The organism is Ruegeria sp. AF7 (genome assembly GCF_056541885.1).
This window is the reverse complement of record NZ_JBQFYX010000002.1, coordinates 422,950-436,256: the sequence shown is the minus strand read 5'-3', so window position 1 is coordinate 436,256 and position 13,307 is coordinate 422,950. Positions and strand designations below refer to the sequence as shown.

Below are 13,307 nucleotides of genomic sequence, written 5' to 3'. Positions count from 1 at the left end.
GGACCAGAGATGACTGAGATCACGATCCAAAAAGCGCCGGGCAAATGGACTGTCCGTTCGGGCGGTGCGATTCTGGGCGAAACGAGCAACGCGCTGGAACTGCACGAAGGCGACAAAGCTCCGGTGATTTACTTTCCGCGTGGCGATGTTGCGATGGCGTTTCTGGACCAGACCGACAAGGTGACGCATTGCGCCGGCAAGGGTGACGCGACGCATTTTTCCATCGTCAACAAATCCTCGGTGACCGAAAACGCGGTCTGGAGCTATGAGGACCCGATTTCCGCCGTGGCCGAGATCAAGGGATATCTGGCGTTTTATCCGGTAGACTCGGTGAAGGTGGAGCAGATCTAGAGGTGCCGGACAGGGTTTCAGCGGAGGCTTTGGGAACGCTTGTCCCGGTCGCGGGAGCCTTATGAATGTTCCTCGGCCGCGGTGGCTGCAAGGGCCCGGTTGTACGCCTTGAGCGCGTCGACATGGTAGAGCGCGCCGACGGGTGTCTCGGACCCGTCCTGTTCCAGAACGATAACCGGAATGCAGGGTATGTCGTCGCGGTCGAAATAGAGCATCGCGGCCTCAAGCGTGGCGCTGGCCTGAATGCACAGGCCCTGTTCGATCAGGGCGCGCGCCTCGTCCGCAGTGATTGAGCGGTCATCCCCGATGGGGCGCATCACCGCCCCGGCGCGCAGCATCGCCAGCAGATAAGCCTGCGGCCCGGCGGCCAGGTGGACATCGCGGCGTTCCAGCTGGGTCAGGAAGAACGACCGGTCCACAAGGCGCGACGCCAATGCGGTGGATATGGATACAGTCACCATCACGGCAAGGCCGATCTGCCAGTCTCCGGTCAGTTCAAAGACGATCAGAGTGGTCGAGATCGGGGCACCCAGAACGGCAGCAGCCACCGCGCCCATTCCGGCAAAGGCATAAAGCGTATGCGTGCCGGACACATCCGGCAGCAGCCCAGTGGCGATCAGTCCGAACGCCAGCCCGGTCAGCGCGCCGATCATCAGGGACGGTGAAAACACCCCGCCCCCCATGCGCCCGCCCATGGTGATCGCCACAGCCACTGTCTTGGTCACCGCAAACAGGATCGCGGTAGTCAGCACCAGATCACCGGTCAGGGCGCGGATCGTGGTTTGGTAGCCGACACCGATGATATGCGGGAACCAAATCGCCATCAGCCCCAGCATCGCGCCGGACACGGCCGGGCGCAGCCAGCCCGGAATGGACAAGCGGTTCTGGATATGGCTGCCGATATCTTCAGCAAAGAAGATCGACCGCATAAGCAGCAGCGCGACAAAGCCGCAGATCAGGCCGAGGATCAGGAAGGCGGGAAGTTCGACATAGAATTGCAGCGATCCGGGCGTTTCCAGCGTGAACTCGGTAACGTCGCCATATTCCAACCGGTTGATCACCGTTCCGGCGACCGAAGCGATGACGATCGGGGCAAAGGCATGCACGGCGAAGTGGCGCAGCACAACTTCGAGCGCGAACAGGGCCCCGGCGATGGGGGCGTTGAAGCTGGCTGATACGGCGGCTGCGACAGCACAGCCCAGCAGGTCGCGGCCCGTGATCCCGTCGGCATGGATGCGGTTGCTGACCCAGGTGGAGATGACCCCGGCCATATGCACCACGGGGCCTTCGCGGCCCGTTGACCCGCCCGAACTGAGCGTGATCAGCGAGGCAAAGAACGAGGCGATGCCGGCCTTGACCTCGACCCGCCCGTCGGTGATGGCGGACCCTTCGATCACATCAGCGACGGACCTGACGCGCCCGTCATTGGTGAACCGGTTCAGGATCAGGCCCACGACCAGCCCACCGATGATCGGGATGATCAGGATCATGAACCACGGCAGTTTCTCGGCATGGCTGTGCAGCAGCAGAACGTCGTCGGTGTCATAGAGATAGGCCTGCAACGCGCGGATGGCCTTGCGGAATCCAAGCGCCATGAAACCGGCAGCGATACCGATGACCAGCGCGATGAACCAGAACTGGATCTGGCTTGGTCCCCGGCGCAGCATCACCCGCCACGCATCCCTGATCGCGGCCAGAGCCTGATTGAGCTGGTTGCGCAGAACGGTGCGGGTCGACTGGGTCATTGGCCCTCGGGGATCATCACGTAACCCTTAGTAAGCCACGGAGCACCCTAATAAAAGTGAGATAGCGACAGTGTGAGGCCATTTCGTGCCACGGGCGCATCAGGCCTGCAGCAGGGCCCGGGCGGCGGCGCGGGCCTCGTCCGTGATGGTGTCGCCCGCCACCATGCGCGCAATCTCGTCCACCCGGTCGGGTTGGGCCAGAGGGATGACGGTGGACAGGGTTTGCCCGTCCGTGACCTGTTTCTGCACCCGCCAGTGATGCGCCGCACGGGCGGCGACCTGCGGGGAATGGGTGACAACCAGCACCTGCCCGCCCTGCGCCAATGACGCGAGCCTGCGCCCGACCGCGTCGGCAGTGGCCCCGCCGACGCCGCGGTCAATCTCGTCAAAGATCATCGTGCGGGCGCTGTCATCGCCCGACAGGCACACTTTGAGCGCCAGCAGGAAGCGACTGAGTTCACCCCCTGACGCGATCTTGTTCAGAGGCGCGGCAGGTGCACCGGGGTTGGTGGCCACGGTAAAGGCCACCGCGTCGGTTCCTTCGGGGCCGGGTTCGGCTGGGCTGAGTTCGGTCCGAAACACCGCGCGTTCCATCTTGAGCGGGGCCAGTTCCGCCATGACGGCGGCATCCAGCTGCCCGGCAGCCGTCGCGCGGGCCGCGCTGAGGTCGGCGGCGGCATTATCATAAGCCTTCTGCGCGGCGTCCACGGCGGCACGCCTGTCTGCCAGGTCGGCATCGCCTGCTTCCAACTGGTTGAGGCGGGTGCGCAGAGTGTCGGCAAACGCGCCCAGATCATCCGGGGCCACGTCATGTTTGCGGGCCAGTGCGCGGATGGCAAACAGGCGTTCCTCGGCCTGTTCCAGTTCCGAGGGGTTGAAGTCCAGCGCCTGAAGGCAGGCGTTCACGCCATCCTGCGCCTCGCCTAGCTCGATCATCGCGCGCCCCAGCGCGGCAATCGGTTCGTCCAGCTGACCACCTGCGTTGCCGGACACACCTTCCAGCCAGCGGATAGCGTCGGACATCGCCCCTTCGGCACCGTCCCCGGTCAGCATGGCATAGGCGCGGGCGACATCATCGCGGATACGCTCGGCCCCCTGCATCATGCGGCGGCGGGCATCAAGTTCGGCATCCTCACCGGGCTGAGGATCAAGCTGATCCAGCTCGGCAACCGCGTGGCGCAGGAAATCTTCCTCACTTCGGACGGCAGCCAGAGCGGCCTCGGTCTCGGCCAGTGCCTTGCGGGCGCGTGACATGTCGGTCCAGGCCGCACGAACGGATGTCAGCCCGTCCGAAACCCCGGCGAAATCGTCCAGCATGGCCCGGTGGCCACGCGGGTTCAGCAACCCGCGGTCATCATGCTGGCCATGCAGTTCGATCAGGGTTTCCGACAGCGCCCGCAGCACATCGCCCGAGCAGCGGCGGTCATTGACCCAGGCGGTCTTGCGCCCCTCGGCGGTGTTGATCCGGCGCAGGATCAGCTCATCCCCGCCCGGCAAGCCCGCTTCGGCCAGTATCGCATGTGCGGGATGATCGGGGGAAAGTTCGAACTCGGCCACAACCTCGCCCTGCGCCGCACCCTGCCGCACCAGTTCGGCCCGCCCGCGCCAGCCCAGAACAAACCCCAGAGAATCCAGAAGGATCGATTTGCCCGCGCCGGTTTCGCCGGTCAACGCATTCAGGCCCGGCTGAAAACTGAGTTCCAGCCGGTCGATGATCAGCATGTCGCGGATATCAAGGGCGCGCAGCATCGGGTCTTCAGCGTCCCAAGCCTAATGCCATGGCGATTACAACCACTCACCCTTGATGGTCTGACGATAGATCGTGCTGAGCCAGTTGTTGCCACGGCTCTTGAGCTGGAGCCCGCGTGAGGTCAGCAGCTTGTAGGCATCGTCATACCATTCCGAGGATTGGTAGTTGTAGCCAAGGATGGCACCTGCGGTTTGCGCCTCATCCAGCAGGCCGAGGGACAGATAAGCCTCGACCAGACGATAAAGCGCTTCGGCGGTGTGGGACGTGGTCTGGAAATCCTCGACCACGACGCGGAAGCGGTTGATGGCGGCGACAAAGTGATCCTGACGCAGGTAGTAGCGCCCGATCTCCATCTCTTTGCCGGCCAGATGGTCAAAGGCCAGATCGAATTTCAACACTGCCGAGGTGGCATATTCGCTGTCGGGATAAACCTCGATCACGGTTCGCAGCGATTGCAGCGCCTGAAAAGTCAGCCCCTGATCGCGCCCGACCTCGTCAATCTGGTCATAATAGCTGAGCGCCAGCAGATACTGGGCATAGGCCGCGTCTTCGTCCGTTGGATAGAAGTCGATATACCGCTGGGCCGCGGCCCGGCTTTCTTCGTAGTTCTTGTCGGAATGGAAAGAGAACGCCTGCATGATCAGCGCACGCTTGGCCCAGTCGGAATAGGGATACAGACGCTCGACCTCGGAGAAATACCAGGCCGCGTCATCCGAGCGATTCTGCGACAGTTCGTATTCGCCACGGGTGTAGATCTGTTCCGGTGTGAACCCTTCCAGATTCTGATCCCGGTCCGCGCCCTTGTTGCCAAAAAGGCCGCCTGCGTTTCCACATGCCGTCAAAACTGCTGCCAGAAGAACCGCGCCTGCGAATCTGACTGCCGCCTTGCTGCCAACCATACCGCCCATCCTTGTCGTCTTACTTAAGAGGGTTCGCCCCGAATTGAGCCATGGTCTAGCACAGAAAATTCCGGTGCAAAACGCCTTATGCAACATCTGGCGCAAATGTCGTCAGAGTTGATCTGATCAGGCGACTTCGGGAATTTCGTTTACGATCAGGCCCTGCCCCGGCAGACGCGCGGCCTGTTCCGGTGTGCACAGAACCGGACGCACAGCACCGGGTGTTTCAAACAGATTGCGCAGCAATGTGTTGGTCAGCGAATGACCCGACTTGTCGCCCGTGAAATGGCCCAGAATCGGCCCGCCTGCCAGGTAGAGATCACCCAGAGCATCCAGCATCTTGTGGCGCACGGCTTCGTCGGCGCGGCGGAACCCGCCGGGTGTCAGCACCTCGTTGCCCTGCACCACCACGGCGTTATCCAGGGTACCGCCAAGGGCCAGCCCGTTTTCGCGCATGGCTTCGACATCAATGCGGCGGCAGAACGTGCGGCAATCGCTGAGTTCGCGCGCGAACGACCCGTTGCGCATATCCAGTGTCTTGGTCTGGCTGCCGATTGCGCTGTCTTCGAAATCGATGTGAAAGTCGATGATCAGCCCATCCGCGGGCGCGATGCTTGCGCTGGCCCCTTCACGCGATGCGGTGACGGTCTTCAGCACCTCATAGGCCAGCACCGGGCTGGCCTGACGGCGCACGCCCCGGGCCATGATACCGCGCACGAAATCGATCGAAGACCCGTCCATGATCGGCACTTCGGGGCCGTCGATTTCAATCAGTGCGTTGTGAACGCCGCACCCGGCCAAAGCAGCCATGATATGTTCGATTGTGGATACCGACACCCCGGCGTCATTGACCAGACGGGTGCAAAGCGGGGTCCGTTCGACCACGTGATAGATTGCCGGGATCATCGCATCGCCCAGATGGATATCCGTCCGTTTGAACCAGATGCCATGACCAGCTGCAGCCGGTTTCAGGATCATGGTCGCAGGCTTGCCGCTGTGCAGCCCGACGCCTTTAAACGTGACCGGAGATTTGAGCGTATGTTGCAAAATGGGCCTCGGCGAGTGGTGTCCAGCCTTCTGGGGCTGTGTTGGACACTCAGTTAAGGAAGCCCGCGTCAAGGCTCAACTCACTCTTTGTAACCGAATGAAACATGTATGTAACAGATCGGCAAAACCCTGCTTACCTATTCGTAAGCCACTGTTTTAAAAAGAATTAGGGCCGCCAAATGGCGACCCCATGAGTGGATTTTGTTACCGCGATCAGTTGGCCTGACGGCGCAGGAAGGCCGGAATTTCGATACGATCCTGATCCGGGTCGGCCTCATCGTGAATCGGTGCCGTGGCCTCGGACTGGCGCAGAACGGGCTGCTGACGCGGCGGTTGGGCCGGTGTGTCAGAGGCGTGCCCGGTCATCCGGTCGATCAGCCGATTGAAGCCAAACCGCGAGCGTTCTTCGGGTTCGTGATGCGAAACCGCCGCTTGCGGGCGGGGCGCTGCGGCGCGCTGAGCTGCCGAGGGAACCTTCTGAACCGCTGCCTGCAAACGCTGGAGCGCTTCCGGCGACGGGGTGCCTGCGACAGGCGCGCGTGGGGCAACAAATGCCTCGGGCGCCGGTTCGACCTGCTCGGGCTGCGGCTCGAATTCGGCGACGCGCGGTTGATAGGCCGGGGGCGGCAGGTCATCCTCATCCCGCTCGTCAAGCGGCTGGAACTGCGGCTGGGCGGGCTCTTCCGCGGCTTCAAACAGCGAAGGTTCGCGGTTTTCTTCCATCTGCGGCGCGGGCTCTGCCATTTCGGCGGCTGCGGGTGCTTCTTCGCGACCATATTCTTCGGCCGAAACGGTGCGGGTCAGCGGCTCGGACATCGAGCGGCGCGCGACCGGGACATCAGCCGTTTTTTCGGTGGCGTCGATGCCGGTTGCAACAACCGACACGCGCATACCGCCTTCCATGGCAGTATCCAGCGTCGAGCCGACGATGATGTTCGCCTCGGGGTCCACTTCCTCGCGGATGCGGTTGGCGGCTTCGTCCAGCTCGAACAGGGTCAGGTCGTGCGAACCGGTGATGTTGATCAGAACGCCTTTGGCGCCCTTGAGGCTGATTTCGTCCAGCAGCGGGTTTGCAATGGCTTTTTCCGCCGCCTGGATGGCACGGTCTTCGCCTGTTGCCTCGCCGGTGCCCATCATGGCTTTGCCCATCTCGTCCATTACGGCGCGCACATCCGCAAAGTCGAGGTTGATCAGGCCCGGACGCACCATCAGGTCGGTTACGCCTTTGACACCCTGATACAGGACATCGTCGGCCATCGAGAACGCCTCGGTAAAGGTGGTCTTTTCATTGGCGAGGCGGAACAGGTTCTGGTTCGGAATGATGATCAGCGTGTCGACGACCCGTTGCAGCGCCTCAACGCCGTCTTCGGCCTGACGCATCCGCTTGGCACCTTCGAACTGGAAAGGCTTGGTTACGACACCCACGGTCAGCACACCCAGCTCACGCGCGGCCTGCGCGATGATCGGAGCAGCGCCGGTGCCTGTGCCGCCGCCCATGCCTGCAGTGATAAAGCACATATGCGCGCCTGCCAGATGGTCGACGATCTGTTCGATGCTTTCTTCGGCAGCTGCGGCACCCACGGCCGGACGGGCCCCTGCCCCCAGACCTTCGGTGACCTTCACACCCAGTTGAACCCGCGCCGAGGACTGGCTTTGCTGCAGCGCCTGCGCGTCGGTGTTGGCGACGACAAAATCGACGCCGTCCAGCTGTTTTTCAATCATGTTGTTGACAGCGTTACCGCCCGCACCGCCAACGCCAAATACTGTAATCCGAGGCTTCAGTTCGTCTTGCCCGGGCATCGAAAGATTCAATGTCATGCTCTGTCCGCCTGTATTTATGTTCCGCCAAAGCGGTGTTTTTCTTACCTATCCTTGCTCGATTCTAGCGGGCTGATGCGAAAAGGTCACGTCAAAAATCGCGATTCACCACAAAATATGGAGGAAATAAGGCAGAAACCGGCGGCATTTCGCAGGTACTGCCAGATATAGCGGAAACGCCGGCGACCATCACAAGGCAGACGGTCCCGGCGCGAGGACTCAGCCGTTCGTCACGCTTTGGTCGACCGTCATTTACACTGCGGAAAACTGCTCAGGTCCTGCCGCGAGGCCTCTGCCGGGCCTTGTGGATATCTTGAGGGATAAATCGGCGCGCCGCAACCGGATTTTTCAACTGAGCGGCGCACTTGGACAGTTCAGGCTGGTTTCGGTGATGCTGCGCACCTCCTGGATTTCGCTTTCTGCAAACGAGGCCAGACGCACCATCAGACGGCCTTCGTGCAGGAAGGGCCACCAGCAGACGGGAATACCATCCGGGTCGTTGTCATAGAGAAAGCAGATCTGACCGTTTGGCGTGGTGATCTGCCCATAGACACAGCCCTGCCCTTCTTGCCGCCAGACCGAGATGTGACGGTTCAGAAATTGCTCGGTCCCGACGAAATAGCCGCTGCGAATCTCATGGAAGGTGAGCGTTTTGCCGACGGCGGCATCCAGAAATGCCTCGGGTGTGATGATGGTCTGGGCCGAAACCCACCCCGGCAACAGGGCCGCACACAAAGCGGCCCGGTACAGGGGGCTACCAATTGTCACGGAACCACCGGACGGCCCGCTTGAACGGGCGCGCGGCGTAGGTGTCGACCGGGATTTCGAAATCCCACCATTCGTCCTGTGGGTGCGCCGCAAATAGGCTGAGCCCCACAGAGGACGAGAACGCCGGACCTGTCGCCGATTGCGGCAGGCCATGCACCCGCAGCGGGCGGCCCAGACGCACGCGTTGACCAAGGATGCGGGTCGCCAGACCGTCCAGCCCCATGATCTGACTGCCGCCACCGGTCAGAACGATCTGCTGGCTTGGCATGTGTTCAAACCCGGCCGCATCCAGACGCACGCGGACCTCTTCTAGAATTTCCTCGACGCGCGGACGCATAATGCCGATCAGTTCGGCCCGACTGACTGTGCGGCGGTCGTGTTCCCAGTCACCGGTATCGCCGCCGATATCGATCATGTCGCGGTCATCAGCGCCGGTCGCATGAACGCCGCCATTGAACGTCTTGATCCGCTCCGCAACTGCTGCGGGCACACCCAACCCCATCGAGATATCGGCGGTCACGTGATCGCCGCCCATACGCACGCAATCGGCATAGATCATGTGTTTCTTCATGAAGATCGAAACGCTGGTGGTACCGCCGCCCATGTCGATACAGGCCGCGCCGAGTTCCTGCTCATCTTCGACCAGCGCGGAAATTCCCGAGACATAGGCCGAGTTCGCAATCCCGGCGAGTTCCAGATCGCAGCGTTTGATACAGCGCACGATGTTCTGGATCGCCATCGCATCGACGGTCAGCATGTGCATATCGACCGCAAGGCTTTGGCCCATCTGCCCGCGCGGGTCGATCAGGCCCGAGCGGTTGTCGAGCGCAAAGTTGACCGGCTGTGCGTGCAGCACCTCGCGCCCGTCGCCGTAATCCGGCACGTCGCATGCGTTCAGAACACGACCCACTTCGGCCTCGGTCACCAGCTGGCCATCCAGATCAACCTGTGCGTCCAGCCCGTAAGAGCGCGGGTTGGCCCCCGAGAAACAGGCGATGACGTGATCGACACGGATATCGGCCATCTTCTGTGCGGCCTGAAGCGCGGTGCGGATGGCGCGTTCGGTTTCCTGCATGGCGGTGACTTCGCCAAACTGTACGCCGCGCGAACGTGTCGTTGCGGCCCCGATCACCCGAAACCCCGTCTGCCCCGCCATTGAGCCGATGGTGTTATCTTCACTCAGCCGGCCCGATCCGTCAAAACGCAGAACGAGGCAGGCAATCTTGGAACTGCCCACATCCAGAATCGCGATCACACCGCGTTGCAATGCCTGGCGCCGCATCTGACGCATGGCGCGTTGGGACTGATAAAGATCGGTCATCATGCTCGTTACTGCCCGTTACTCATTGTCACTTTTGTATTCCACCAGTCTTCGCTGGCGGCTTTGGTCATTCGAATGGTGGGACGCTGGCCAAGGCGCATGTCGACCACGGCCACGTCGCGTTCCAGAAGGTCCTGCACCTCGTTCACCGCAAGCACGCGTTCCAGCGCGCGCACCGGGCGTTCGGTCGGCAGCATGATGCGCTGGCCACGGTCCAGGACCAGATCCCAGCGTCGTTCACCTACGCGCACCAGCCCGCGCACACGGTTGCCCAGGCTGCGGGCGGTCTGGAAAATCTCGAGCGCCTGCGCCACATGGGCATCCGCACCCGCGCCCGCGATCAGCGGCAGGTCGGCATGGTCCTTGCGAGAGGTGGTTTCCTTGACATGCGCGCCGGTCTCGTCGAGCAGTTCGAGGCCGTCATGCGTCCGCCAGACAATCACTGGCTGACGCTCGACCACGTTGACCTGAAGGATGCCGCCCGGACGGATGCGTACGGTTGCCGATTTCACCGGATCAAGCCCGGTGATCGTGTCGCGCATCTGTTCGACATCCAAATCCCAGGAACTGATCGGAAAATCCAGAGGCACGACCTCGCGGATATCATCGGACAGGCTGGTGCCTGCCCCGTCGATGGCCATCAGGTTAACCATGAACTCGGGGCGTTCCTGAATCGAGGTGCGAATATCGGCGATATACGTGCCAAGCGCTTCGCGCCGGTCCTGAGAGGCAAAATAGACACCAACTGCCGCAGCAATGGCACAGATCGGCAGGCCAAGCTTGACGCCCAGACGGATGCCCGGTGTCAGCATCCAGCGCTGAAGACGATAGCTGAGGCGCGACGGGGCCGGATCGCTGCGGCGTGCGGTGCGGGAAAACACCCGCGCCCCGCGCAGACGCAGAATGGGCTGGGTGTCATGCGGTTCCGTATCGGCCGAGGCAAAATCGGCATCCGGCCCGGCAAGGGGTTTGGTGCGATGGATTTCCAGAGAGCGGCTGGCGATTAACGGTTGCATGAGGCGTCCTCAACCATCCAGGCGCAGAGCTGGCCAAATGTCATGCCCAGATGCGCGGCCTGTTCCGGGGCCAGTGAAGTGGGCGTCATGCCCGGCTGGGTATTGGTTTCCAACAGAAACAGCCCATCAGCACCCGCGCTGTCATCCCAGCGAAAATCGGTGCGGCTGACGCCCCTGCAGCCCAAAGCATCATGCGCGCGCAGGGCATAATCCATGCAGCGATCAAAGATGTCCTGCGGGATATCGGCGGGGACCACGTGCCATGATCCGCCGGGTTTGTACTTGGCGTCGTAGTCGTACCAGCCGCCATCGGTCATGATCTCGGTTACGGTCAGGGCGCGGTCGCCCATCACGGTCACGGTCAGTTCGCGCCCGGCCACGTATTTCTCGACCATGATCTGGTCGGGCATGTCTTCGGACAGCTGCGGCGGGCCATTGGCGTTTTCGTGGACGATGTAGATGCCGACGCTGGACCCTTCGTTATTGGGTTTGGCCACATAGGGCGGTTCCATCACGTGGGCGCGGGTCACCTCGGCCCGTGGAACGATCACGCTGGGAACTACGGGCAGACCCTCGGCCTGATAGACGTCCTTGCTGCGTTGCTTGTCCATGGCCAGGGCCGAGGCCAGAACGCCCGAATGGGTATAGGGAATCCGCATCCATTCCAGCATCCCCTGCACGCAGCCATCTTCGCCCCAGCGGCCATGCAGGGCGTTGAAAACTACATCCGGCTGAATATCCAACAGGCGCGCATAGAGGTCGGGACCAGCGTCCAGTACGACCACTTCAATACCTTCTCCCACAAGGGCGGCCGCGCATTCGCGCCCAGAGCTGAGAGACACCTCGCGTTCCGCCGAGGGGCCACCCATCAATACCGCCACTTTGGGGTTTGTCCTGCTCGACATACCCAACGTGCGCCTCAATGTCCCCGGACCTTATGTGGTGGTCCGTACTGCGTTTATGCCTTTGATCCGTCGCCTGAATTTGCCTGTTTTGGTCTGACGGTCGGGGCTTTATTCTTTTAGCGGATCACCGACCCGCATGATTTCCCACTCTAGCGTGATGCCGCTTGTTTCGTAAACCTTTTTTCGCACCTCTTCACCCAGACCTTCGAGGTCATCAGCGGTGGCGGTGCCGGTATTGATCAGGAAGTTCGAGTGTTTCGGGCTCATCTGCGCCCCGCCGCGTGTCGCGCCGCGCATTCCCGCATCATCGATCACTTTCCACGCCTTGAGGTCATGCACGTCATCAGCCTGCCCGGTCGAGGAAAACCCGGCCGGGTTGCGGAAGGTCGATCCGGCACTGCGGTCTTTGGTGGGTTGGGTTTCGTCACGCTTTTTCAGTTGCGCTTCCATTCGGGCATGAAGGTCATCGGGATCGCCGGACGGGCCTTCGAACGTGGCCGAAATCAGAACGGCGCCTTCGGGCAGGTCGGACTGGCGATAGCGAAAGTTCAGATCCTCGGGCGTCAGGTCCCGCAGGTCGCCCTGTCGGGTGACAATGGTGGCCTTGCGCAGCACATCCGCTGTGTAGCTGCCATAACAGCCCGCATTCATCCGCACCGCGCCCCCGATCGAGCCGGGGATGGTGCGCAGAAAGGTCAGGTCCACGCCCGCATCCGCCGCCTTGCGCGCAACATGTGCATCCAGCGCCGCCGCGCCCGCGGTGACGGTGTTGCCCTCAACCGAGATGGCGTTGAACCCACGCCCCAGCCGGATCACAACGGCCCGCATGCCGCCATCGCGCACGATGAGGTTCGAGCCGACCCCCATCGGAAAGACCGGCACATCATCCGGCAGATCGCGCAGGAAGACCTGCAAGTCTTCGATATCGGCAGGTTGAAACAGGTAATCCGCCGGCCCACCGACGCGGAGCCATGTGAGGTCGTTTAGGGGTCGGTTTTCAGTGAGTTTGCCGCGAGGTATCGGGATACAAGTCATGGCACGCTGGTATTACGCTACAGATGATTTGTCACCTGTCAGCTCCCTGTTTTTGGCAAGACTGGCAAACATGCGTCTGACTAGACCTGTCGTAATGCCAAAGGTTAATCCGAGCGCCAAAGGGACGGCTGTACCGCTCAAGTAAGTCGACGTTACGTTGAACTCATGCACTGAACTTCCTGGTGTCGCAAGAAGCTCAAACGATACAGCAAGCGCATAAACCCCCGAAATCACCACAAACAGAAACAGAAAAACCGGCCCTCGAATCTTGCCCCGCATAACAAACTTATGAGAAGCTATCAGAGTTAGTAGGGTCACGGGTGATGTTCCGATAAGCATCCCCGAAACGATATCCATATTGTTAGGCATATTGATTCCTAGTCTTCATCTCCGCCTGCAAATGACGCACCGATTCTTCTTAGGCTTGAGCCAGCACGAGCACATGCAATAAACCGTAGAAGTTCGAGGCTGCGCTTTCGGAAATTGGTTCAGGCATCCGATCCGGTATTCCTGTTTGGGTGCGCTCCGCAGAACCATCGCATCAGGGCGCGATGCAATAGACCCGTGCATATGCCAACACTCAATCCAGCACCCAGCGGTATAAGAGTTGCAATGAGATAAGTGGCAGATGCGTATTTATAGACAACCGGGT

General features: G+C 61.4%; 12 protein-coding genes. 1 reads left to right on the top strand and 11 read right to left on the bottom strand.

Features of this window, described 5'->3' with window-relative positions:
• Positions 1–9 precede the first annotated feature (9 nt).
• A complete protein-coding gene (locus ACR0AP_RS07580; protein ID WP_267363889.1) occupies positions 10–351 on the top strand; it encodes a DUF427 domain-containing protein in 342 nt (113 codons plus the stop codon).
• Positions 352–410: 59 nt separating this feature from the next.
• Here the strand turns inward: ACR0AP_RS07580 and ACR0AP_RS07575 are convergent, their stop codons facing one another.
• The 11 genes from ACR0AP_RS07575 to ACR0AP_RS07525 all read right to left on the bottom strand — a co-directional run bounded on the left by ACR0AP_RS07575 (position 411) and on the right by ACR0AP_RS07525 (position 13,024).
• Positions 411–2,096, bottom strand: a complete 1,686-nt coding sequence (locus ACR0AP_RS07575; RefSeq protein WP_480506267.1) for a chloride channel protein — start codon at positions 2,094–2,096, stop codon at positions 411–413.
• 99 nt (positions 2,097–2,195) lie between these two features.
• Positions 2,196–3,845 (bottom strand): DNA repair protein RecN, encoded by a 1,650-nt coding sequence (recN, locus tag ACR0AP_RS07570; RefSeq protein WP_480506266.1) that lies wholly within the window; start codon positions 3,843–3,845, stop codon positions 2,196–2,198.
• 36 nt (positions 3,846–3,881) lie between these two features.
• On the bottom strand, positions 3,882–4,745 hold the full coding sequence (locus ACR0AP_RS07565) for an outer membrane protein assembly factor BamD (protein ID WP_267363885.1): 864 nt from the start codon (positions 4,743–4,745) through the stop codon (positions 3,882–3,884).
• A gap of 126 nt (positions 4,746–4,871) precedes the next feature.
• On the bottom strand, positions 4,872–5,792 hold the full coding sequence (lpxC, locus tag ACR0AP_RS07560; protein WP_480506265.1) for a UDP-3-O-acyl-N-acetylglucosamine deacetylase: 921 nt from the start codon (positions 5,790–5,792) through the stop codon (positions 4,872–4,874).
• A 213-nt stretch (positions 5,793–6,005) separates the two neighbouring features.
• Entirely contained in the window at positions 6,006–7,610 is a 1,605-nt protein-coding gene (gene ftsZ / locus ACR0AP_RS07555; RefSeq protein ID WP_480486280.1) for a cell division protein FtsZ, read from the bottom strand.
• A 348-nt stretch (positions 7,611–7,958) separates the two neighbouring features.
• Entirely contained in the window at positions 7,959–8,378 is a 420-nt protein-coding gene (locus ACR0AP_RS07550; protein WP_480506264.1) for a hypothetical protein, read from the bottom strand.
• Positions 8,365–9,699: a cell division protein FtsA gene (gene ftsA, locus ACR0AP_RS07545; RefSeq protein ID WP_480475961.1), complete on the bottom strand. Its 1,335-nt coding sequence runs from the start codon at positions 9,697–9,699 to the stop codon at positions 8,365–8,367. Before ftsA ends, ACR0AP_RS07550 begins: the two co-directional genes overlap by 14 nt.
• A gap of 8 nt (positions 9,700–9,707) precedes the next feature.
• On the bottom strand, positions 9,708–10,715 hold the full coding sequence (locus tag ACR0AP_RS07540; protein ID WP_267363880.1) for a cell division protein FtsQ/DivIB: 1,008 nt from the start codon (positions 10,713–10,715) through the stop codon (positions 9,708–9,710).
• Positions 10,703–11,620, bottom strand: coding sequence for a D-alanine--D-alanine ligase (locus ACR0AP_RS07535; protein WP_480506263.1), 918 nt, complete (start codon positions 11,618–11,620; stop codon positions 10,703–10,705). Before ACR0AP_RS07535 ends, ACR0AP_RS07540 begins: the two co-directional genes overlap by 13 nt.
• Positions 11,621–11,728: 108 nt before the next feature.
• Positions 11,729–12,655: a UDP-N-acetylmuramate dehydrogenase gene (gene murB / locus ACR0AP_RS07530; RefSeq protein WP_480506262.1), complete on the bottom strand. Its 927-nt coding sequence runs from the start codon at positions 12,653–12,655 to the stop codon at positions 11,729–11,731.
• Between the two features lie 12 nt (positions 12,656–12,667).
• A complete protein-coding gene (locus ACR0AP_RS07525; protein WP_480506261.1) occupies positions 12,668–13,024 on the bottom strand; it encodes a hypothetical protein in 357 nt (118 codons plus the stop codon).
• Between the last annotated feature and the right edge of the window lie 283 nt (positions 13,025–13,307).